This window comes from Plantibacter sp. T3 (assembly GCF_902506515.1).
In the GTDB taxonomy this organism is placed as follows: domain Bacteria; phylum Actinomycetota; class Actinomycetes; order Actinomycetales; family Microbacteriaceae; genus Plantibacter; species Plantibacter auratus.
This window is the reverse complement of sequence record NZ_LR733286.1, coordinates 270,186-292,547: the sequence shown is the minus strand read 5'-3', so window position 1 is coordinate 292,547 and position 22,362 is coordinate 270,186. Positions and strand designations below refer to the sequence as shown.

General features: G+C 71.4%; 20 protein-coding genes. 6 read left to right on the top strand and 14 right to left on the bottom strand.

The genetic code is table 11. The annotated features are described in order from the left end of the window. Nucleotides 1-28: 28 nt before the first annotated feature. The 3 genes from GV015_RS01420 to GV015_RS01410 all read right to left on the bottom strand — a co-directional run bounded on the left by GV015_RS01420 (nt 29) and on the right by GV015_RS01410 (nt 2,408). Nucleotides 29-469, bottom strand: a complete 441-nt coding sequence (locus GV015_RS01420) for a type II toxin-antitoxin system VapC family toxin (protein ID WP_236555280.1) — start codon at nt 467-469, stop codon at nt 29-31. A gap of 2 nt (nt 470-471) precedes the next feature. Then, nucleotides 472-714, bottom strand: a complete 243-nt coding sequence (locus GV015_RS01415) for a ribbon-helix-helix protein, CopG family (protein ID WP_159876100.1) — start codon at nt 712-714, stop codon at nt 472-474. Between the two features lie 125 nt (nt 715-839). Next, nucleotides 840-2,408, bottom strand: coding sequence for an alpha/beta hydrolase (locus GV015_RS01410; protein ID WP_159876098.1), 1,569 nt, complete (start codon nt 2,406-2,408; stop codon nt 840-842). A gap of 289 nt (nt 2,409-2,697) precedes the next feature. Between GV015_RS01410 and pheA the strand changes: the two genes are divergently transcribed. Beyond that, nucleotides 2,698-3,660 carry a prephenate dehydratase gene (gene pheA, locus GV015_RS01405; RefSeq protein WP_159876096.1) on the top strand — a complete coding sequence of 321 codons (963 nt, stop codon included), beginning with the start codon at nt 2,698-2,700 and terminating at the stop codon, nt 3,658-3,660. 27 nt (nt 3,661-3,687) lie between these two features. Here the strand turns inward: pheA and GV015_RS01400 are convergent, their stop codons facing one another. Beyond that, nucleotides 3,688-4,356 carry a GntR family transcriptional regulator gene (locus GV015_RS01400; protein ID WP_079706453.1) on the bottom strand — a complete coding sequence of 223 codons (669 nt, stop codon included), beginning with the start codon at nt 4,354-4,356 and terminating at the stop codon, nt 3,688-3,690. Between the two features lie 153 nt (nt 4,357-4,509). On the opposite strand from GV015_RS01400, the gene GV015_RS01395 reads away from it, so the two are divergent. From GV015_RS01395 to GV015_RS01375, 5 genes are all read left to right on the top strand, one after another. Continuing rightward, nucleotides 4,510-5,739, top strand: a complete 1,230-nt coding sequence (locus GV015_RS01395; protein WP_159879989.1) for an MFS transporter — start codon at nt 4,510-4,512, stop codon at nt 5,737-5,739. Nucleotides 5,740-5,927: 188 nt separating this feature from the next. After that, complete coding sequence (gene gdhA, locus GV015_RS01390; RefSeq protein WP_064296885.1) at nt 5,928-7,283, top strand: NADP-specific glutamate dehydrogenase; 1,356 nt, start codon at nt 5,928-5,930, stop codon at nt 7,281-7,283. A gap of 172 nt (nt 7,284-7,455) precedes the next feature. After that, the gene (locus GV015_RS01385) at nt 7,456-8,748 is read left to right on the top strand and encodes an FAD-binding oxidoreductase (protein ID WP_159876094.1); all 1,293 of its coding nucleotides are present in this window, start codon (nt 7,456-7,458) and stop codon (nt 8,746-8,748) included. Beyond that, the gene (locus GV015_RS01380; protein ID WP_159876092.1) at nt 8,745-9,977 is read left to right on the top strand and encodes an FAD-dependent oxidoreductase; all 1,233 of its coding nucleotides are present in this window, start codon (nt 8,745-8,747) and stop codon (nt 9,975-9,977) included. Before GV015_RS01385 ends, GV015_RS01380 begins: the two co-directional genes overlap by 4 nt. Continuing rightward, complete coding sequence (locus GV015_RS01375; protein ID WP_159876090.1) at nt 9,974-11,548, top strand: ABC transporter substrate-binding protein; 1,575 nt, start codon at nt 9,974-9,976, stop codon at nt 11,546-11,548. Before GV015_RS01380 ends, GV015_RS01375 begins: the two co-directional genes overlap by 4 nt. A gap of 301 nt (nt 11,549-11,849) precedes the next feature. On the opposite strand, the gene GV015_RS01370 is transcribed toward GV015_RS01375, so the two are convergent. The 10 genes from GV015_RS01370 to GV015_RS01325 form a co-directional block, all read right to left on the bottom strand. Next, on the bottom strand, nt 11,850-12,491 hold the full coding sequence (locus GV015_RS01370; protein WP_159876088.1) for a HutD family protein: 642 nt from the start codon (nt 12,489-12,491) through the stop codon (nt 11,850-11,852). Next, the gene (gene hutI / locus GV015_RS01365) at nt 12,488-13,681 is read right to left on the bottom strand and encodes an imidazolonepropionase (protein WP_159876086.1); all 1,194 of its coding nucleotides are present in this window, start codon (nt 13,679-13,681) and stop codon (nt 12,488-12,490) included. The genes GV015_RS01370 and hutI overlap by 4 nt, the downstream gene beginning before the upstream one ends. Then, nucleotides 13,678-15,147 carry a formimidoylglutamate deiminase gene (locus GV015_RS01360; protein ID WP_236555279.1) on the bottom strand — a complete coding sequence of 490 codons (1,470 nt, stop codon included), beginning with the start codon at nt 15,145-15,147 and terminating at the stop codon, nt 13,678-13,680. Before GV015_RS01360 ends, hutI begins: the two co-directional genes overlap by 4 nt. Next, nucleotides 15,144-16,361, bottom strand: coding sequence for an allantoate amidohydrolase (locus GV015_RS01355; RefSeq protein WP_159876084.1), 1,218 nt, complete (start codon nt 16,359-16,361; stop codon nt 15,144-15,146). The genes GV015_RS01360 and GV015_RS01355 overlap by 4 nt, the downstream gene beginning before the upstream one ends. Continuing rightward, the gene (gene hutU / locus GV015_RS01350; RefSeq protein WP_159876082.1) at nt 16,358-18,019 is read right to left on the bottom strand and encodes a urocanate hydratase; all 1,662 of its coding nucleotides are present in this window, start codon (nt 18,017-18,019) and stop codon (nt 16,358-16,360) included. Before hutU ends, GV015_RS01355 begins: the two co-directional genes overlap by 4 nt. Before the next feature lie 132 nt (nt 18,020-18,151). After that, entirely contained in the window at nt 18,152-19,078 is a 927-nt protein-coding gene (locus GV015_RS01345; protein ID WP_159876080.1) for an ABC transporter substrate-binding protein, read from the bottom strand. 75 nt (nt 19,079-19,153) lie between these two features. Continuing rightward, nucleotides 19,154-19,888: an ABC transporter permease gene (locus GV015_RS01340; RefSeq protein WP_159876078.1), complete on the bottom strand. Its 735-nt coding sequence runs from the start codon at nt 19,886-19,888 to the stop codon at nt 19,154-19,156. Further along, nucleotides 19,885-20,535, bottom strand: a complete 651-nt coding sequence (locus tag GV015_RS01335; RefSeq protein WP_192006239.1) for an ABC transporter permease — start codon at nt 20,533-20,535, stop codon at nt 19,885-19,887. The genes GV015_RS01340 and GV015_RS01335 overlap by 4 nt, the downstream gene beginning before the upstream one ends. After that, a complete protein-coding gene (locus tag GV015_RS01330) occupies nt 20,532-21,623 on the bottom strand; it encodes an ABC transporter ATP-binding protein (protein ID WP_159876076.1) in 1,092 nt (363 codons plus the stop codon). The genes GV015_RS01335 and GV015_RS01330 overlap by 4 nt, the downstream gene beginning before the upstream one ends. Further along, nucleotides 21,620-22,315 (bottom strand): IclR family transcriptional regulator, encoded by a 696-nt coding sequence (locus tag GV015_RS01325; RefSeq protein ID WP_236555278.1) that lies wholly within the window; start codon nt 22,313-22,315, stop codon nt 21,620-21,622. Before GV015_RS01325 ends, GV015_RS01330 begins: the two co-directional genes overlap by 4 nt. Between the last annotated feature and the right edge of the window lie 47 nt (nt 22,316-22,362).

Here is a 22,362-nt window from a genome sequence, read left to right as displayed (position 1 = left end):
CGCACCAGTCTGGCAGGAACGACCGATGTCAGGAAGGCGCTTGACCCGTGGCGAGTGGCGATTCCCAGCGGAGGTCGGGGAAGCGCGCGAAGTCGCGATCGAGCGTGACGAAGGTGGCCCGGTGTTCGATCGCGAGTGCGGCGTGGGCCGCGTCCGAGACGAGGTTGCCTTGGGCCTCGACCGCTGCACAGAGCGAGGTGAAGACCGTCCAGAACGACGGGCCAGGGCGGACGACCTGAACGCCGGGCTCGTCGCGGAGTCGCTGCATCTGCTCGAGCGCGACGGAGATCGGAGTGGGATCGACGAAGATCCGACGCTGGGTCACGATCCGGATGTACCCCGCGAGCACGGCTTCGCTGACGCCCAGGGGCTCTCTCGATCGGACGGCATCTTCCAACCAGGTTGCGAGCGTGCGGTGGTGTTGTGAATCGGGTCGGAACGCGCCGATGAGGACGTTGGTGTCGACCACCTTCACTCGAAAGCGTCCATGATGTCCTCGAGTTGCGCGTTGTTCGTGAGGTCGATTCCTGGGCGGGGTCCGCCCCCGCCGTACGGCACGACCTTGTAGGGTTCCCGCTCGGGCGGCGCGGCCGCTGCGGCCAGCTTCGCGCGCAGGGCCTCTTCGATGTAGGCGGTGACGGTCTTCCCCTCCTGCGAGGCGTGCTCGCGGACGGCCTCGTAGAACTCGTCGGCGAGTCGGATGGTCGTTCGCATGAGCCGAGCCTACGAAGGCGTATGTCGGTATGTCAACGACGTTACCCGGTTCCCTCGGCGCAGGGGCGGGCCGACACAGATCTGTGGAGAGGTCCCTGCTCCGGGTGCCTGTGGAGGGCCGTCGACTAGCGCGTGGCGAGGAGCGCCGCGGCCGAGGCGGAAGCGGAGGCGGTGGTGGAGGTGCTCGTCGTGGACGCGCCCGCCCCGGCGCCCGCGGCGTCCGGCACGGAGGTGCGCTGGTGGGGCGATACGGGCGTCGTCAGGTCGGCGACCGCCGAGGCCTGACCCGTGACGATGCGCTGGATGGCGTAGAGGCTCTCGGTGGCCGGCCCGAGGTACTTGCCCCGGTCGTCGGCGTTGCTCGACCCGACCGCGTTGTGTCCCTCGACGGCGCCGAGGTGGTCGCCGTCGCCGAGCGTCAGCCCGTCCGAGCCGAAGGTGGTCGCGCCCCAGGAGCTCGTCGCGGGGTCGGCTCGACCGGACAGGAGCTGGCCGAGACCGGCGAGGGTGTCGGCGCTCGCTTGGGAGGCGTACACGCGGCCGGCCGGGACGTGCAGATCGTCGATCCCGATCTCCGTCGGGATGCCGGCCGAACCGAGCATGACGAAGTCGTCGACGTGATAGTCGCCGGACGCCAACGCGAGCGAGGCCGTCGCCGTGCCGTAGGAGTGCGCCACGACGCTCAACCGGGAGACGACGCCGTGGGCGGAGCGGACGGCGTCGTATCCGGCGAGCACCCCGGCGAGCAGGGGAGCCCCCTCGATGGCCCGGTCGTTCGACGGCACCTCGAGTGCGCTCGGGCTGTGTCCGCCGATCCAGAGGATGACCGCACTGTCGGCTGCGGCGGTCTGGATGCGCTTCGCCCCGCGCAGGTAGTCGTCGAGTTCGAGGGCGCTGCTGTTCATCCCGGGGACGAGCACCGTGACGTAGGCGGCGGTGTCCACGTCTCCGACGGCGACCGCGACCCGCGGGGGTCCGGAGCCGCCCGCCTGCAACGTGATCAGGTACTCGGGCTGGAGGCGGGCGGCGATCGCGTCCGGTGCGTACCGGTCGGCGAGCAGCTTGATCGCGTCCAGGCGCGACAGGGTCGTGGCGAGGGCCGCCGAGTCCGCCTGCCCGTCGACCTGGTCGCTGCTCACCGTCAGCGAGCGGTAGCTCGCCTCGGTGTCGGCGAGGAGGCCGGCGAGCCGGGAGACGTTGGCCGTCGCCCGGTCCGTGTAGGCGACACCCTCGAGGTTGCCGATGACCGCCGGGTAACCGGTGATGAGCAGTGCGCGGTATCCAGGAGCGAGCTCGGTCCACAGCTGCGCGACCTGCGATGAGGACATCGTCGTGAGGGTCGTCGCCGCCGCGGCGAGATCCCCGGCGTAGGCGGTGGTGAAGGCGGCGGCCGTCATCGTCGGGACGGAGGAGGCCGCCGGTGCGAAGTCGGCGGCGGAGATCGCGGACGCACCGGCGGTCGAGGTCTGCGTCACCGTGACCACGCCGGCCAGGATCGCGGCGATCGCGACGGTCATGACGAGCGACTTGACGAGGGTCGCGCGGGCCGCCGAGATCGGCCGGTGCACCCAGGTCGGCAGCGACAACGACGGGAGGATCCAGGAGGAGCCGAGGCTGAACGCGGCCTCGCTGCCGCTCGCCAGGTTCAGTCGGGGAGTGGACCGCGGGGCGGCGTCGGTGAAGACACTCGTCACGTCACTCCTGTTCCTGTCTCAGCCCGTCGGGTGGAGCCTCGCGCGACATGGATCACGCATCGAGATCGGGGAGACGAACGGCCGTGAACTCGCTTCCCGAGACGAGCGGCAGCGCTCAATACACCCTTGTATCCATTGTGGCGGGTATTGGCGTGATTTGAATAGCTCAAAACGGGGGGTATCGGGGCCGAAATGGCCCGATCTTCCTGGAAATCACCCGAATGTGACCTGGATGGGAGTCAACGGTCCTCCAAGAGCGTGTCGCGAAGCACACGGTACGCTCGGAGGCATGCCAGCCGCACCCGCCGACGACGCCCTCCGGAGCTACAGTTTCCTCGGTCCGAGCGGGACCTTCACCGAGGTGGCGCTCGGCCAGGTCGAGGAGGCCAGGGGCCAGATCTGGAAGCCCGTGTCGAACGTCGGCGAGGCGCTCGGCGACGTCCTCGAGGGCCGCAGCTCGGCCGCGGTCATCGCCATCGAGAACTCGGTCGACGGAGGTGTGTCCGTGGCGCAGGATGCACTCGCCACGATGCCCGGTCTCCGCATCGTCGGCGAGGTGCTCGTCCCGGTGAACTTCGTGCTCGTCGCCCGCCCCGGAACCCGCCTCGAGGACGTCTCGGTCGTGAACGCGCACCCCGTCGCCTACGGACAGTGTCACCTCTGGCTCGACGCGAAGCTGCCCTCGCACGGGCACATCCCGGCGTCGAGCAACGTCGCCGCCGCGGCCTCGCTCCTCGACGGCACCTCCACCGCCGACGCCGCGGTCGCCCCGCCCGGCATCGTGAACCACTACGACCTCGATGTCCTCGCGGAGAACATCGGCGACAACCCGAACGCCGTGACCCGCTTCGTCGTCGTCAGTCGCTCACGGGAGATCCCGGCCAGGACGGGTGCCGACAAGACGAGCCTCATCGTCGAGCTGCCGAACGACGAGTCCGGCTCGCTGCTCGGCATGCTCGAGCAGTTCTCCACGCGAGGCGTGAACCTGAGTCTCATCGAGTCCCGGCCCATCGGCGACGCGCTCGGCCGCTACCGCTTCGTGATCGACGCCCTCGGACACATCGAGGACGAGCGGATGGCCGACGCGCTGCTGGGGCTCCGACGCTTCAGCCCGAACGTGATCTTCCTGGGCTCGTACCCGAGCGCCGATCGCACCGCCGTCGACTACCACTCCCGCTACAACGACGAGGTGTTCATCGAGGCCCGTGACTGGTTGCGCGGGCTGCTGTCGGCGGAGCCGCTCGACGACTGAGCCGCCCGCGGCGGTCGGGTGTCGCGTTCAGCTGACGATGTCGACACCGTGACCGCGGAGGCGACGCTGGTCGGCGGTGAGTGATGCGATGAGCCGCTCGTTCGTCCCGCGGATGTGGCGCGCGACGAGGTCCGCAGCGCGCTCGGGGTCGCGCGCCGCGACCGCGTCGAGGATGGCGCGGTGCTCCGTGGCGGCCTGCTCTCGGGCCTCGGGCGTCCGCACCTCGAGCCAGCGGGTGCGGGCGAGCCGGACCATCGCGCCGTGCACCCCTTCGGCGAGCAGGTGGTTCGCGGACAGCGTCGCGAGCTCCTCGTGGAAGTCGCCTCCGACGCGGAGCACCGTGTGCTCGTCGTCGGGTCGGGGTTCATCGAGGAGGGTGCGGATCGCGGCGAGCTGCGCTTCCGTCGCGCGCTCGGTGGCGAGCCGGACGCCGGCGGTCTCGAGCGCCTCACGGACCTCGGCGATGAGCCCGATCTCCTCGAGGTCGATGGGTGCGACGATCCAGCCGCGGCCGTCGCGACGCGCCAGCCCCTCGGCTTCGAGCCGGGTGAGCGCGGCGCGCACGGGCGTCCGTGACGCCGCGAAGCGTTGCTCAAGCCCCCGCTCGGTGAGTGGCTGCCCGGGCGCGAGGTCGAGGGTCAGGATCGCCCCGCGGAGGCGCTCGTACAGCTGCGTGGTCTGCGTCGGAGTGCTCATCCGTGTTCCCGATCCGGCCGGTGGCGATTGGTATACCAAAATGGTGTACCGTCATGCTAGCAGTGGGAGACACCCAGCGCAGGAAGCGGCACGATGACCGGATCGACACCAGCCCCCGTGGCCCCGGCGACCGCTGGCGGCGCGCGCCCACCGATGCCGAACGCCGGTCGGGCCTGGACCGTCCTCGGGCTCGGTGTCGCCGCGCAGACCGCCGGCACGCTCTTCGTCAGCACCCCGGCGTTCCTCATCCCGCTCCTGCACGCCGAGCGGGGCATGTCGCTCGCCGAGGCCGGCGTCCTGGCCGCTGCCCCCACGCTCGGCATGGTGCTGACGCTCATCGCCTGGGGCTGGCTGGCCGACCGCGTCGGCGAGCGCATCGTCATCGCGGGCGGCCTCGCCCTCACCGCGCTGGCCGCTGCCGGGGCGATCGCCGCGGACGGCCTCATCCCCTCGCTCGGCTACGGTCCGCTCGGCATCCTGCTCCTGCTCGGTGGCGCCGCCTCCGCGAGCACGAACTCGGCGAGCGGCCGGATCGTCGTCGGCTGGTTCCCGAAGGACCGCCGCGGTCTCGCGATGGGGATCCGTCAGATGTCGCAGCCCCTCGGCGTCACGGCGGCCGCTGTGACGGTGCCTTCCGTGGCGGCGGCGTCGGGCATCTCCGCCGCCCTCGTGATCTCGCTCGTCGCGACGGGTGTCCTCGCCGTGGCCTGCACCATCGGACTCCGGAATCCGCCACGGATCGTCGTGCCGAAGCCGGTCCCGACGGAGACGACGCCGAACCCTGTGACCGCGCGACCCCGCAACCCCTACCGAGGCGACGGCTTCCTCTGGCGCATCCACGCCGTGTCTATCCTGCTCGTGGTGCCGCAGTTCACCCTCACGACCTTCGCGCTCGTCTGGCTCGTCACCGATCAGGGCTGGAACGCACTCGCGGCGGGCGTGCTCGTCGGCGTGGCGCAGTTCGTCGGAGCGATCGGCCGGATCGGCGTCGGGGTGTTGAGCGACCGCGTCGGCAGCCGGGTGCGACCGCTGCGCTGGGTGGCGGTGTCGGCGGTCGTCGTCATGCTGCTCCTCGCCGGTGTCGGGCTGCTGCAGTGGCCGGTGGCGGTCGCCGTCGCGCTCGTCGTCGCCAGTGCCGTGACGGTCGCCGACAACGGGCTCGCCTTCACCTCGGTCGCGGAGATGGCCGGCCCCACCTGGGCCGGGCGGGCGCTGGGAGCGCAGAACACCGGCCAGTTCATCGCCGCGTCCGTCGTCGGCCCGGCGGTCGGTGCGCTCATCGGGCTGGTCGGCTATCCGCTCGCCTTCCTCGCGGTCGCCGTGCTCCCGGCCCTCGCGATCCCGATCATCCCGAGCGAGGCCGCGGAGCACGACCACCTCTAGGCCGTCGTCCCACGGGTCAGGTCGGCTCGTCTAGTCGACGTTTGACGGATATCTATCGCGGCTGCCAGGCTTGCCGAGGCCCCACGACGGCCCGTGTACCTCCCCGCCGGCGAGTCGCGCTCCACTGCCTCCGACCACCGTCGAGCGACAGCCGGAGACGCCTGGTCGGCCGATCAGAAAGCACCACAGTGACCGGCACCACCACGTCCACCGACCCCGTCCACGCCGTCGCGGAGGCCGCCCTGCGGCGCAACGCGGGCGAACCCGAGTTCCACCAGGCGCTCCTCGAAGTCCTCGAGTCCATCCGCCCGGCGCTCGACGAACACCCCGAGTACCTCGAGGCGGGCATCCTCGAACGTCTCGTCGAACCCGAGCGGCAGGTCGTCTTCCGTGTGCCGTGGACCGACGACCGCAACCGGGTGCAGGTGAACCGCGGATTCCGCGTCCAGTTCAACTCGGCGCTCGGCCCGTACAAGGGCGGGTTGCGCTTCCACCCGAGCGTGAACCTGTCGATCGTGAAGTTCCTCGGGTTCGAGCAGATCTTCAAGAACGCCCTCACCGCGCAGGGCATCGGCGGCGCGAAGGGCGGCAGCGACTTCGACCCGCACGGGCGGTCGGACGCCGAGATCATGCGCTTCTGCCAGAGCTTCATGAACGAGCTCTACCGCCACCTCGGCGAGCACACCGACGTCCCTGCCGGCGACATCGGCGTCGGCGCGCGCGAGATCGGCTTCCTCTTCGGCCAGTACCGGAAGATCACCAACCGTCACGAGTCGGGCATGTTCACCGGCAAGGGCGTCGGCTGGGGCGGCGCCGAGGTGCGCACCGAGGCGACCGGGTACGGGACGGTGTTCTTCGTGGACGAGATGCTCGCCGTCGACGGCCGCGGGGTCGAGGGCAAGCGCGTCATCGTGTCGGGCTCCGGGAACGTCGCGACGTACGCGATCGAGAAGGTCCACCAGCTCGGTGGTACCGCCGTCACCGCATCGGACTCCTCGGGGTACGTGGTCGACGACGCCGGCATCGACCTCGAGCTCCTCAAGCAGATCAAGGAGGTCGAGCGCGGCCGGATCTCCGAGTACGCCGCCCGCCGTCAGGGCGCCCACTTCGTCGCCGGCGGCAGCGTCTGGGACGTCCCGGGGGAGATCGCGCTGCCGAGTGCGACGCAGAACGAGCTTCATGAACGCGACGCGATCGCCCTCGTGAAGCACGGCGTCATCGCGGTCGCGGAGGGCGCGAACATGCCGTCGACGCCCGAGGCCGTGCGGGTGTTCCAGCAGGCCGGCGTCCTCTTCGGCCCGGGGAAGGCGGCGAACGCCGGTGGCGTGGCGACCTCGGCGCTCGAGATGAGCCAGAACGCGGCCAGGCAGCGGTGGTCCTTCGACGACAGCGAGGTGAAACTGCGCGGCATCATGCACGGCGTGCACCGCGCCGCCTACGAGGCCGCCGAGCGCTACGGTCGGCCGGGCGACTACGTCGTCGGGGCGAACACCGCCGCGTTCGTGAAGGTCGCGGACGCGATGCTCGCCCAGGGCGTCATCTAGTTCCGTCCTTGTCCCCGACTCAGGAGTGCTCCGGCGAGTCGACCGCTGACGAGGCCGGCGCGCCGCGCACCTCCTGAGTCGGGGACGCGGAATCCGCCGGCGAAGGACACGGCGGGTGTCGGATTGCGACGGGGTGGTCGGCTCCTGGACGGCGAGTGACTAGCCTCGAAGGGTGACCGACCCCCGCCCCGCAACCACCGTCATCGTCGGTGCCGGCCTCTTCGGCCTGGCGACCGCCGTCCACCTCGCTCGCGCCGGGCGACGGGTGACGGTCCTCGAGTCGGGCACCGCCGCCGGGGCGACGACCGCGGCGGGAGCGGGCTTCGTCGGCCTGTGGGCGGCGGGCTACGCCTGGTACTGGGACGAGTCGGAACTCGCCCTCGAGCAGGCGGGCCTCGACTTCTACCGCGGGCTCGACGCGGCCGGATACGACATCGGGCTGCGGAACACGGGCAACGTGTGGCTCGCCCTCACCGAGCAGGCCGTGCTCGATCACCTGCTGCCGTTCGCCGAGCACCCGCTCCGACCCGAGGACGCCCGCCTGCTCACCGCCGTCGAGACCGCTGAGCTCGTTCCAGGTCTCGACCCTGAGGCCATCGTCGGAGCGTTCATCCATCCCGACGGCATCCAGATCAGCGCGCCCGACGCCGGACTCGCGCTCGCGGCGCTCGCCCGGGCCGAGGGCGTCGAGATCGTCGAGCACACGCCCGTCGTCGACTTCCTCGCCGAGGGCGGCCGAGCCGTCGGCGTGCTGACCGCCACCGGCGGGCGCGTCCTCGGCGACGAGGTCGTCCTCGCCGCAGGGTCCTGGACGAACGGACTCCTCGCCGCCACGGACCGCGTGCTGCCGTTCGCACGCGTGATCGCGAGCCGCCTGACCACCGCCCCGTTCGGCCTCGGAGAGGTGCCGACCCTCATGATCCCGGAACTCGACGGACTGTGGATCCGGGAACACCTCGGCGGTCTCACCTATGGCAACGGTGTCGGCTACGAGGCGCTCGCGGTGCACGACAGCCCGGCGGACCGTCGCCCGGACCGCCCCGACCTCGTCGAGGCGATGCGGGAGCACCTGTCGCCGATCATCTCCGAGCTCATCCCGGCCGCCGCGCCCGTCGTCGACGACGCCGACGCCGTGCAGGGGATCGTGTCGTACACCGCGGACCGCCGCTTCATCGCGGGGCCCGTCCCGGAGCTCGACGGGCTGTACGTCGTGGCCGGCGACAACGAGTCCGGCGTCACGCACGGCCCCGGACTCGGCCGGATGCTCGCCGAACTGATGGTCACGGGTGAGAGCCCCTTCGTCGACGCGTCGCGATACGCGCCCGGTCGATTCCCGTCCCGTCCGTTCGCCGACGAGGCCGCCGTGGCCGCCGCGATGCCGGCTCGTCGGGCGGTCGACGCGCGCGCCACCGCAGCGACGCGCGAGACCACGGAGTCGGGCCTGCCTGCGGAGTCGGGCCGATGACCGCGCCGGGTCCGGCAGCGGACGCGACGCCGACCGCGCTGCCGGCGCGCGCCGAGGTCGTGGTCATCGGTGCCGGGATCGTCGGTGCGGCGGCTGCGCGCTCGCTGGCCGAGCAGGGCCGGGACGTGCTGCTCCTCGAGCGGTACCCGCGCGGTCACGAGCACGGCTCCTCACATGGCGCGACCCGCATCTTCCGTCAGGGCTACGACGCCGACGACTACGTCTCCCTGACCTCGGAGGCGCTCGCGGCCTGGCGGGCGCTCGAGTCGGCGAGCGGACGGACGCTGCTCGACCTCACCGGCGCGCTCGACCACGGCCGACCCGAGATGCTCTCGGCGATCGAGGCGGCGATGACCCGAGGCGGGATCGCCTCGGAGCGCCTCACCCCGGAGCAGGCGAGCGACCGCTGGCCCGGACTGCGGTTCGACCGCGAGGTCCTCCACCACGCGACCGGCGGGCGACTGTACTCCGCCGAGGCGATCGAAGCCCTGCTCGACCTCGCCGAGGTGGCCGGAGCGACCCTGCGCTTCGGCGTGCGGGTGGCGGGCGTCGATCCGACTGAGTCGAACGATCCGACCGCGGGTGTCGGCGGCGCCGTCGTCCGCACCGAGCTGGGCGACGTCGTCGCCGACCACGTGGTCGTCGCGGCCGGGTCCTGGACGCCCGACCTCGTCGGCGACCTCGCTCGCAGCGTCGATCGTCCGCTGCCCGAGATCGTCGTGACGCAGGTCCAGCCTGCCCACTTCCCGAGCGAGCTGGCCGCCGACGCCTGGCCGAGTTTCGTCCACTACCCCGCTGAGGGGTCGAGCGTGTACGGCCTGCTGACGCCGGGCGAGGGGGTCAAGGTCGGGCTGCACGGCGGTGCCGTCCACGTCCACCCCGACGAACGCGACGGCCTCGCCGAACCCGAGGAACTCGCGCGGCTCACCGCCTACGTCGCCGAATGGGTGCCCGGCGTCGACGCGTCCGCACCCCATACCATCAGCTGCCTCTACGATCTGAGCCCCAGCGAGGATTTCGTGATCGACCGGATCGACAGCATCATCGTCACGACGGGATTCTCCGGTCACGGGTTCAAGTTCGGCCCGGTGCTGGGACGCCTCATCGCCGAGCTCGTCGACGGAGCCGAACCGCACCCGAGGTTCGCGCTCGCCGCACACGCGGTCCCCGTCGCGCCATCAGCATCAGCATTTGCACTCCCGCAGTCACCCGAAGGAACCGCTCCATGAACCGATCCGCCAGATTCGCCACGGTCGCCATCGGCCTCGGTGTCGTCGCCGCCCTCACCGGTTGCACGGCCCAGGGCGGCACCACGACGACCACCGCGCTCGTCATCGGTACGACCGATCAGATCGTCTCGCTCGACCCGGCCGGTGCCTGGGATCGTGGATCCTTCACGCCGCAGAACCAGATCTACCAGCACCTCCTCAGCTACGACGAGGGCGACGTCGTCCCCGCCCCCGACGCGGCGGAATCGTGCGACTTCGCCGACGAGACCACCTACGTCTGCACGGTCAAGGAGGGGCTGACCTTCTCCAACGGTCACGCGCTCACGGCCGAGGACGTCGTCTACTCCTTCACCCGCGTCCGTGAGATCGCCGCCGACAACGGTCCGTCGCCGCTGCTCGCGAACCTCGACAGCGTCGAGGAGGGTGACGACAACCAGGTCGTCTTCCACCTCACGGTGCCGAACGACCAGACCTGGCCCTACGTGCTCACGAGCATGGCCGGGCCGATCGTCGACGAAGAGGTCTTCCCGGCGGACAAGCTGCTGAGCGACGACGACGTGATCGGCTCCGGCCCCTACGCCGTCGACAGCTACCAGGCGGGCGGGCTGCTCTCCCTCGAGGCGAACTCGCGCTACTCCGGGACCCGCGCGAAGACGCAGCACGTCGTGCTCAAGCCGTACACGACGGCGTCGAACCTGCGGCTCGACCTGGAGAAGGGCGACGTCGACATCGCCTACCGCTCGCTGACCGCGACGGACGTGGCCGACCTCCGAAGCGACTCCGACCTGCAGGTCGTCGACGGGCCGGGCGGTTCGGTGCGGTTCCTCACGTTCAACCTGAACACCCAGCCGGGTGCGAACGACGCCCAGAAGCTCGCCATCCGGCAGGCGGTCGCGTCGCTCGTCGATCGTGAGGATATCGCCGACCAGGTCTACAAGGGCACCTACGCGCCGGCCTACTCGGTCGTGCTCGACGGTCAGACGGGTGCGACGCCCGCGTTCCAGACCGCGTACGGTGACGCGCCGGACCCCGCGAAGGCCGCGGCGATCCTCGCGGCCGCGGGCGTCAGCACCCCGGTCGCTCTGCCGATCCAGTACACGAGCGACCACTACGGCCCCGACTCCGACCAGGAGTACGCGCTCATCAAGTCGCAGCTGGAGACGTCCGGCCTGTTCACCGTCGACCTGCAGTCGACGGAGTGGACGAGCTACGTGAAGGAGCTGAACCCGGAGTCGGGTTACCCGGCGTACCAGCTCGGGTTCTTCCCGGACTACCCGGATCCCGACAACTTCCTGCGTTCGGCGTACTCGACGACCGGCGCGTCCGTCGCCAACGGATACTCGGACCCGGCCGTCGACGCGCTCATCGACACCGAGGCGACGGCGACCGACCCGGCGGCGCGCATCGCGGCGATCGAGCAGATCCAGGCGCTGACCGCGACCGCGGCTCCGATCATCCCGCTGCTCCAGGGCACCGAGACGGTCCTCGCCCAGAAGAACGTGACGGGCCTCGAGGACACGCTCGACGCCACATACACCTTCCGCTTCGCGGTCCTCGACCGCACGAAGTAGCCGTCGCGGCTGGGGTGTGCGTCAGCGCGGTGCGCTGACGTGAGCGCGGGTCTGTGACGTGAGCGCGCCCTTCCGGAGACCCGCGCTCGCGTGCGCGGGGAGCGCTCACGCCGGGTGTGCGTCATTCACGCGGGCGCACCGCGCCGGCACCCGGTGGGGAGGTCTCAGGTCACCGCGGTGCGCTGGCGCGAGACCTGCCGAGTCGGCGTGGGCGCGGGTCTGGGAGGTGAGCGCACCCCTCTGGAGACCCGCGCTCGCGGCTGCGGGGCGCGCTCGCGTCAGCGCACCGCGCTGGCATCCATCACAAGTGGGGGAGGACCTGGGCGAGCGCGATCGTGGCGTCGCCGGTCAGGGACAGGGTGCCGGCCTCGAGTCGGATGGTGTCGTGCCGCTGGAGCGCACCAGGGTCCAGACCTGGCCCCTCCGCCGACAGCAGCCCGTCGAGGAACACGACGAACGTGGTGGCTCCCGGCGGCGTGGTGACGAGCCTCGACCCATCGACGACGCCGACCTCGAGCGATCCACGGAACCGATCCCGCGACACCATCAGGTTGAGATCGAGCGTCGGCCCGACCACGCCCCGCGACGACACCGCTGAGGCCCCGTCGAAGGCGGCGACCTGCCACCGGTCCAACTCGACCGGCTCACCGTCGATCAGGAGTCCGAGTCCGCCCACCGACAACGCCATCAGTTGTCGGTCGACACCCGGGAACGACGAGAAGACGACGTCCGCGTCGACCGTCGCGATGCTCAGCGTCCAACCCGGCCCGGTCGGCGCGTCCCCGCGCCCGTCCCTGGTCGCGGTCCCGTCACCGCCGTTTCCAGCCTCGGCCGGTTCCGCCGCGATCTCCGCCGCCGTCCCCAGCCCGTTCCGCCACCGGTAGCTCCGATGCCCGGACGCGGGCAACCGCACGATGGCACGCTCGTCAGCCTCGCCGCTCATCGCCGTTCACCGATCGTGACGCGCTCGCCGCGCTGCCGGACGCCGACCGTCAACGGCACGCCGGGCCGGTAGGCGAGGTGTGAGACCGAGGGCGCGTCGAGCACCTGCAGGTCCGCGAGACCACCCACGCGAAGCGATCCGACGGCGTCGACACCGTGCTCGCGGCCGACCGCCACCGCGGCCCCTCGCGTCGCAGCCCACACCGCCTCGGCGATCGTCAGCCGCATCTGCAGCACGGCGGTCGCCACGCAGTACGCCATCGACGTCGTGTACGAGGTGCCCGGGTTGCAATTGGTCGCGAGCGCGATCGAAGCACCGGCGTCGATGAGCGCGCGCGCCGGCGGGAACGGTTCGCGCGTGGACAGGTCGCAGGCGGGCAGCAGGGTGGCGACCGTCGACGAACCCGCCAGGAGGTCGACGTCGGCGTCAGAGAGGTGGTTGCAGTGGTCGACACTCGCCGCCTCCAACTCGACCGCGAGGCGCACCCCGCCGCTCTCGCCGAGCTGGTTCCCGTGCACCCGGACACCCAAGCCAGCGGCGCGACCGGCGAGCAGCACCTCGCGCGACTCCTCGACGTCGAAGGCGCCGACCTCGCAGAACGCGTCGATGTAGGACGCGAACGGAGCCACCGCCGCGAGCATCGGCCCGGTCACGAGGTCGAGGTAGTCGCGGCGGTCCGCACCGGCCGGCACGAGATGGGCTCCGAGGAAGGTGACGACGTCGGCGACCTCGGCCGCCGCCCGAGCGGATCGCGCCTCGCCCTCCACGTCGAGCGCGTAGCCGGTCTTCGCCTCGAGGAACGTCGTCCCCTGCGCGAGCGACTCCGTCCGCAACCGCCGCGCACCCGCGACGAGCTGCTCCTCGGAAGCCGCCCGGGTGGCCGCCACGGTCGTCGCGATCCCGCCCGCCGCATACCGGCCGCCGGCCATGCGCGCCTCGAACTCCGCCGAGCGGTCGCCCGCGAACACGAGATGCGTGTGCGTGTCGACCCAACCCGGGAGCACGGCGCGCCCGCCCACGTCGGTCCGCGCGTCGGCGTCGGGCGCGTCGACCGCTGCGCCGAGCCACGCGATCCGGCCGTCTTCGATGATGAGTGCCGCATCGGTGATCCGGTTGCCGTCGACGTCGCCCGGCCCGGAGCCCGCGTTGGTCGTGAGCTCGGCGATGCCGGTGATGAGTTCGCTGGTCATGGCTGCATCTCCTGCGAGGGGTGATCAGGTGTCGGGGACGAGGTGGCTGTCCGGGGCGTCTCCGTCGATGCTGCCAGCTCGGCGAGGGCCACCGCGAGGAGCTGTTCCGGCGTCGACTCCCGTGACGTCGCGAGCAGCCGGCCGCCCTCCGCCACGAGCTGCCCGCCGACGACGACCCGCTCGACGTCGGACGCGGTCGCGACGAGGGCGAGTTGCGCAGGGTCGGTGCCGGTCGTGCGCAGACTCGACGTCGACACCTCGACGAGGTCGAGCGGGTCGCCGACATCCAGCGTGTGCCGCCCGAGTCCGAGCGAACGGTACCCGTTGTCGGTGCCCGCCGCGAGGAGCTCGGCGGGCGAGAACCGGCCGCGTCTGCCGGAGGCGAGCCGCTCACCGGCTTCGAGTCCACGCAGTTCGAGCAGCGGGTCGACCACTGCGTTCTGGTCGGAGCCGACGGCGATCCGGGCACCCGCGTCCGCGAGGCGGCGGGCCGGTCCGATGCCGTCACCGAGGTCGGCTTCGGTCGTCGGGCACATCACGACGGTCGCGCCGGACCGCCCGATCGCCGTGACGTCCGCGTCGGTCAGGTGCGTCGCGTGGACGAGGCTGATGCGTGGGGCGAGCGCACCGAGCGCGGCGAGCACGCCCGTCGGCGTCCTGCCCGTCTTCGCGAGCGTGTCGACGTTCTCCTGCGGTTGCTCCGAGAGATGGACGTGCAGCGGGACGTCGTCGGGCAGGCCGGCGAGGATCGTGCGCATGGCGTCGACGGGCACGGCGCGTACGGAGTGCAGCGCGGCACCGAGCGTGACGAGCCCGGTGGCGCCGACCGAGCCGGAGAGCGCGTCGCGCAGTCGATGCCAGCGGGCGAGCCAGCCGGACGCGTCGCCGTCGCCGAACGCGAGCTGTTCGGTGAGCAGCGGAGCGGCGGGACCCCCGGCGGGCCCGAGGCCACTCGCGAGGTAAGCCGTGTCGAGGAGGGTGAGCCGGATGCCGACGTCGGCGGCGGCTCCGGCGACCGCCAGTTCCATCGCGTGGGCGGTCGGGTACGGGGTGCCGTCGGCCTGGTGGTGCACGTAGTGGAACTCGCCGACCGCCGTCCAGCCGCAGACGAGCATCTCGCCGAACACGGCACGAGCGACCCGGCCGTAGTGGTCCGGGTCGAGGCTGGCGGCCGCCGCGTACATCGCCTCGCGCCACTGCCAGAAGTCACCGCCGTCGGCGTGGGTGCGCCCCCGCAGGAGGCGGTGGAACGCGTGGGAGTGGGCGTTCCCCATGCCCGGGATGACCGTTCCGAGGCGTCGGTCGCCCGTCTGCGGCCCGACGCCCCGCTCGACGGCGGTGATCCGTCCGGAGTCGTCGGCCGTGAAGCGTACGCGGTCGGTCGGGCGACCGTCGATGATCGCGGTCGCGGCCCAGATGGGAGGCCGGACGTCCGCTGCGCCGGGGTCGACGCTCGCGACCGTCACAGGACGCTCCGGAGCAGGGTCTCGAGCGCCTCGACACCGGCGACGCAGTCGTCCGCCTCGGCGAACTCCTCCGGCGAGTGCGAGACGCCCGTCGGGTTCCGCACGAAGACCATCGCCGTCGGCACGGCTCCGTTCAGGACACCGGCGTCGTGACCGGCACCCGTCGGCAGCAGGGGGACCCCGCCGAGCGTGCCCGCCAGCCGCGCGGCGAGCTCGGGGTCGAACTCGACGACGCCCGACCACGACTCCTCGACCAGCTCAGCTGTACAGCCGGAACCGGCGACGGCCTCTTGCACCCGGCTCTCGATGTCCGCGACGAGGGCGCGCGTGCCGGCGTCGGTGGCGGCGCGGGCGTCCACCCAGGCGTCGACCTCGGAGGCGATGACGTTGGTGCCGCCCGGCACGATGCGCATGCGGCCGACGGTGGCGCGGGCGTCGTCCGTCGCGAGGGCTGCCTGCTCGACCGCGAGGACGGCCCGTGCCGCGGCGACCACGGGATCACGGCGCTCGCGCATGCCGGTGGCGCCGGCATGGTTCCCCTGACCGCTCACGCGGAGTCGCCAGCGGCCGTGGGCGAGGATCGACGAGGCGACGGCGGTGGGCGAGCCGAGGTCGATGAGGCCGCGACCCTGTTCCACGTGCAACTCGATGAAGAGTCCGACGCGGCCGAGCGCCTCGTCGTCGCGGCCGAGGTGCTCGGGAGCGAGCCCGGCGGCCGCTGCGGCCTCCGCCACGGTGACCCCGTCCGCGTCCGTCAGCGCTCGGGCGGCGTCCGCGGTGATGGCCCCGGACAGGAGCCGGGATCCGAGGCAGGCGACCCCGAACCGGGACCCCTCCTCCTCGGCGAACACCACGACGGCGACGGGACGCGACGGCTGGAACCCGGTGGCCTGCAGACGCGCGACGGCGTCCAGCGCTGAGACGACGCCGAGCGGCCCGTCGAAGGCGCCGCCGCCCGGGACGGAGTCGAGGTGGCTGCCGGTGACGACCGCGTCGGGCCCGGGCTCGCCCCACCACGCCCACAGGTTGCCGTTCCGGTCCATCTCGACGTCGAGCCCGAGTCGGGCGGCGCGAGCGGTGAACCACTCGCGCAGCTCGAACTCGGCCGGCGTCCAGACGTGCCGGGAGTACCCGCCGCGTGCCGGATCGACGCCGACGCCGGTGATCTCGTCGAGCCCAGCGAGCCGACCGTGGGCGATCAGGCCGTCGGTCACTCGCCCTCCCACATCGGCACCCGCAGGCCGCGTTCGCGGGCGACCTCGGCCGCCCGCTCATAGCCGGCGTCGACGTGACGCATGACGCCGGTGCCCGGGTCGTTGACGAGCACGCGCGCGATCTTCTCGGCGGCGAGCGGCGTCCCGTCGGCGACGATCACCTGACCGGCGTGGATGGATCGGCCGATGCCGACCCCGCCGCCGTGGTGGATCGACACCCAGGTCGCGCCGGACGCCGTGTTGAGCAGGGCGTTGAGCAGCGGCCAGTCGGCGATCGCGTCGGAGCCGTCGGCCATGGCCTCCGTCTCGCGGTACGGCGAGGCGACGGAACCGGAGTCGAGGTGGTCGCGGCCGATGACGACGGGCGCGCTCAGTTCACCCGAGGCGACCATCTCGTTGAACTTCAGGCCGGCGAGGTGGCGCTCCTGGTAGCCGAGCCAGCAGATGCGGGCGGGCAGCCCCTCGAAGGCGATCTTCTCGCCGGCCGAGGTGATCCAGCGGCGCAGCTTCTCGTCCTCGGGGAAGAGTTCGAGGATGGCGCGGTCGGTCGCGGCGATGTCCGCCGGGTCGCCGGAGAGCGCAGCCCAGCGGAACGGGCCCTTGCCCTCGGCGAAGAGCGGCCGGATGTAGGCGGGCACGAAGCCGGGGAAGTCGAAGGCGCGCTCGCAGCCGCCGAGTTTCGCCTCGGCGCGGATGGAGTTGCCGTAGTCGAAGACCTCGGCGCCGGCGTCCTGGAAGTCGACCATCGCCTGCACCTGCTTCGCCATGGCGAGTCGCGAGCGGCGCGTGAAGTCGACCGGGTCGGCCGCCGCCTCGGTCTGCCAGTCGGCGAGCGCCGTGTCCTCGGGCAGGTAGGCGAGCGGGTCGTGAGCGCTCGTCTGGTCGGTGACGATGTCGATGGCGACACCGCGCCGCAGCAGTTCGGGGAAGACGGTCGCGGCGTTGCCGACGAGACCGACCGATAGCGGGCGCCGTTCGGCCTTTGCGGCGAGCACGCGTTCGACGGCGTCGTCGAGGTCGTCCGTCATCTCGTCGAGGTAGCGGTGCTCGACGCGTCGCTCCAGTCGGCTCGGGTCGACGTCGACGATGAGCACGACGCCCTCGTTGAGCGTCACGGCGAGCGGCTGTGCCCCGCCCATGCCGCCGGCGCCGCCCGTGAGGGTCAGCGTCCCGGCGAGGGTGCCGCCGAACCGCTTGTCGGCGATCGCGGCGAAGGTCTCGTAGGTGCCCTGGAGGATGCCCTGCGTGCCGATGTAGATCCACGAGCCGGCGGTCATCTGCCCGTACATGGTGAGACCCTCGGCCTCGAGCTTGCGGAACTCGGGCCACGTCGCCCAGTCACCGACGAGGTTGGAGTTCGCGATGAGCACGCGCGGCGCCCACTCGTGCGTGCGGAAGACGCCGACGGGCTTGCCGGACTGCACGAGCAGGGTCTCGTCGGCCTCCAGCCCTTCGAGTGTGCGGACGATCGCGTCGTACGCCTCCCAGTTGCGCGCGGCCTTCCCGGTGCCGCCGTAGACGACGAGGTCCTCCGGGTGCTCGGCGACCTCGGGGTCGAGGTTGTTCATGAGCATCCGGAGCGGGCCCTCGGTCTGCCAGCTCTTGGCGGTGAGGGTGGTGCCGCGAGCGGCACGGATGGTCCGGGTGGTGGTCGGCATGCGCTGGTCCTTTACGTCTGCGGTGCGGTGGTGGTGGTGCTGTTCCGACGGGCTCAGGGGCGGGTCGCCGTCCTTGAACCGGTTCTCGCCCCCTGGATTGCTTCTCGACCCCGAGCCCGTCGAAGGGTGCTGCTAGCCGAGGTCGGCGTCCTTCAGCCACTCCTCGGCGATGCTCTTCAGGCTCGTGCCGTCGGACGCCTTGCCGTTCATCTCGATGAGGTCCTCGGTGGTGAGGGCCGCGGACACCTTGTCGAGCGTCTTCGAGATCGTGTCGTCGAGCTTGCTCGTGCTGATGACGGGGACGATGTTCTCGGCCGCGAAGAGCGACTTGTCGTCCTCGAGGGCGACGAGCTTGTTCGCGGTGAGCCCGGGGTCGGTGCTGAAGATGTCGCCGACCTGCACCTGGCCGCTCGTGAGCGCGGTCATCGTGAGCGGTCCGCCGGCGTCGAGGCTGACGAACTCCTTGAAGGTGAGCCCGTAGACCTGCTCGAGGCCGACGACGCCGTTGACGCGCGTCTTCCACTCCGGCGGGCCGCCGAGGCTGAGCTCGGACATGTACGGCACGAGGTCGGAGATCGTCTTGAGGTCGTACTTGTCGGCCGTCTCCTGGGTGACGGCGAGCACGTCCTTGTCCTCCGCGGGCGAGATGTCGAGCATGCTGACACCCTTCGGGAGCTTGTCGCCGAGTTCCGCGACGACGTCCTCGCTCGTGCTGGCCTTCGACTCGGAGTCGAGGTACTTGAGCAGTGCGCCCGAGTACTCGGGGAGGAGGTCGATGGAGCCGTCCTGCAGCGCGGCCATGTAGACCTCGCGGCTGCCGATGTTGAACTGCTCCTTCACCTTCACGCCCTCGGCTTGCAGCGCCTGGGAGTAAATGGTGGCGATGAGCTGGCTCTCGGTGAAGTCGGCTGAGCCGATGATGACGGCGTCGCCGGAGGAGCCGGACGCGCCGTCGCTGCTGAGGGCGTCCTGGCCGCCGCAGCCGGTGAGGACGAGAGCGGCGGCTGCGGTGGTCGCGGCGATGGCCGCGAGTCGACGGGGGAAGGTGGGGAAGGGCATGAGGACCTCGATTCGGTGAGATGGACGGATCGGTGGTGCGGTCGTGCGGAGGTGGTCGTGCGGTGCGGGTGCGGCTCAGGCCGGCCGGGGGATCGCCCCGGTGACGGTGGTCGGGGCCACCGTCCGCCGTCTGCGGCTGGTGCGCCGCAGACCGGGGGAGACGATGAGGGTGCCGAGGAGGGTGAAGGCGATCTCCAGCGCGAAGGCGAGGGCGGCGACGAGGATCGCGCCGCCGGCCATCTGGAAGAAGTCGGCCTGGGCGCGGCCGTCGATGATGTACCGGCCGAGCCCCTGGAGACCGAGGTAGGCGGCGACCGTCGCGGTCGAGACGACCTGGAGGGTGGACGAGCGGATGCCGGACAGCAGCAGGGGGAGGGCGCAGGGGAGCTGGACGTGCCAGAGGATCTGCAGCTTCGTGTAGCCCATGCCGCGGGCGGCGCCCACCGCGTCGGGATCGGCGCTCTGGATGCCCGTGTACGTCCCGGTCAGGATGGGCGGGACGGCGAGGAGCACGAGGACGACGATCGTCGGGATGACGTAGACGAGCTGCCCGGGGACCACCGGCGAGATGAGGAGGAACAGCAGGATGAGGAGGCCGAGGGTCGGCAGGGCGCGGAGGGCGTTGGCCGATCCGGCGACGAGGCGCTCGCCCTTGCCGGTGTAGCCGACGAGGATTCCGAGCGGCACGGCGATCGCTGCGGCGATGACGAGCGCGATGCCCGTGTACAGCAGGTGGTAGCCCATTTGTGAGGGGATGCCGTCCGCACCGGTCCAGTTGGCGGGGTCGGTCAGCCAGTCGATGACGCTCATGCTGCCACCGTCCGATCACGCCAGGGCGTCGCGAGCGAGCCGAGCCGGACGATGATCAGGTCGAGGATCACGGCGAGGACGACGCAGAGCAGGATGCCGGTGACGAGCGGCACGAACAGGCGGAGCTGGAAGCCCTGGGTGAACAGGGTCCCGAGTTGCGGGATGCCGAGCAGGGCGGCCATCGTGACGATGCTGACGTTGGAGACGACCGCGACGCGCAGGCCGGCGGCGATCACCGGGACGGCCACGGGCAGTTCGACCAGCACGAGTCGCTGCCAGGACCGGTAGCCCATGGCCTCGGCCGCCTGCACCGCGTCTACCGGCACCGAGGACAGCCCGTCGGAGACGACACGGACGAGGAGCGACACCGTGTAGACGGTCAGGGCGATGACGATGTTGATCGGGTCGAGGATCTTCGTGCCGAGGATCGTCGGCAGGATGATGAACAGTGCGAGTGACGGGATCGTGTACAGCAGCCCGGCGGTACCGACGATGAACGGTCGGCCGCGACGCGAGCGGTGCGCCCACCAGCCGAACGGGAGGGCGACGAAGAGTCCGAGCACCGTCGGGGTGAGCGTCAACCAGAGGTGGTTGAGCGTGAGGTCGCCGATGAGTGGGAGGTTCTCCCAGATCCAGTCGATCGTCATCGGAGGCTCCGCTCGGGGGCGGGGCGCTCGAGCAGTTCGCTGGCGGCGATGGTGCCCGTGAGACGGCCGTCGTCGTCGAGGAGCCCGACACGTCGACTCGGGTGCGCGAGCGCTGCGTTGAGCGCGATGCGGAGCGACGCCGTGCGCGGCACGAACAGGCCGTGGCCGCTGATGGTGTCGATCGAGACGGAGCCGTGACCGGCTGCGGTGTCGAACCAGCCGAGGGGACGGCGTTCGTCGTCCGTGACCACCACCCAGCCGCTCGCGTGCACACCGGTCACGGCGGTGTCGCCGAGCCGGGCGACGGGCTCACGGTGGAGGGCGTCGTCGTGGTCGAGCCCGAGGAAGCCGAGTGCACGGTAGCCGCGGGCCTCACCCACGAAGTCGGCGACGAACGCGTCGTGGGGGCGGGTCAGGAGGTCCACCGGCGGCGCGATCTGCGCGAGGAGACCGCCCTCGCGCAGGACCGCGACCTGGTCGCCGAGCTTGAGTGCCTCGTCGATGTCGTGGGTGACCATCACGATCGTCTTCGAGATGTCGGCCTGCAGGCGCAGGAACTCGTCCTGGAGCTGCGCCCGGACGATCGGGTCGACCGCGCTGAAGGGCTCGTCCATGAGGAGGAACGGCGGGTTCGTCGCGAGGGCGCGGGCGACGCCGACGCGCTGCTGCTGACCGCCGGAGAGCTGCCACGGGTACTTCTTCGCGAACTTCTCGTCGAGACCGACGCGCTCCAGCAGCTCGAGGGCCGCCGTGCGCGTCTCCCGACGCGAGCCGCCGAGCAGGCGGGGGAGGGCTGCGACGTTGTCGACGACGGTGCGGTGCGGGAACAGACCGGCGTTCTGGATGACGTAGCCGATCCGACGACGGAGGGTGACGCGGTCGAGCGACTGGGTCTCGACGTCGTCGAGCAGGATCGACCCCGAGGTCGGATCGATGAGGCGGTTGATCATCCGGAGCGAGGTCGTCTTGCCGCAGCCGGACGGGCCGACGAGCACCGTGAGGGAGCCGGTCGGCACCTCGAAGGAGAGGTCGTGGACGGCGACCGTGCCGTCCGGGTAGGCCTTCTTGACGTTCGTGAAGCGGATCATGCGCGTCCCTCCAGGAGGTCCGCGGCGTCGTCGGGGACGGTCGCGGGTGTGTTGTCGGTGGGTCCGGTGTACGAGGCGAGCCCGCTGGAGAGCCGGTCCGTGGCGGCGACGAGGAGCTCGCCGTAGGAGGCGATGAGGTCGTCGGTCATCCGGTAGCTCGGGATGACGAGGCTCAGCGCCGCGACGATCCGTGCTCCCGAGCGGACGGGAGCGGCGATCGCGGTGACGTCCGACTCGACGCCCCGCTCGACCGTGACGTAGCCGGCGGTGGGCGTCCGCCCGGTGAGTGCGGCACCCGCGGCCGACCCGTCGAGGGGGATCGTGCGACCGACCCAGCTCGCGTGACGGACGGAGTGGGTGCCCTCCGTGATCGCGAGGTAGAGCGCGGTCGACGCGTGACCCTCGACGCTCAGGTAGGCGGACTCGCCGGTGCGTTCGACGAGGTCGAGCATCTCCGTGTGGCAGAAGCCGACGAGCGACTCGTTGCTGAGTGCCTGCGTGCCGAGCTGGACGACGCGGCTGCCGGGTCGGTAGCTGCCGTCGGCGTCCTTCCGGACGAAGCCCGTGGACTCCAGGGTGCGGAGGAGCCGGAGGGCGGTGCTCGGCGAGAGGTCGACGAGTCGCGCGCTCTCGGCGAGGGTCGTGCGGCCGCGGTCGCACACCACGGCGAGGAGCGAGAGTGCACGCTCCACGGTTCGAGTCGATGATTCAGCCATCAGATCCCTCTCTGTCGAGCCAC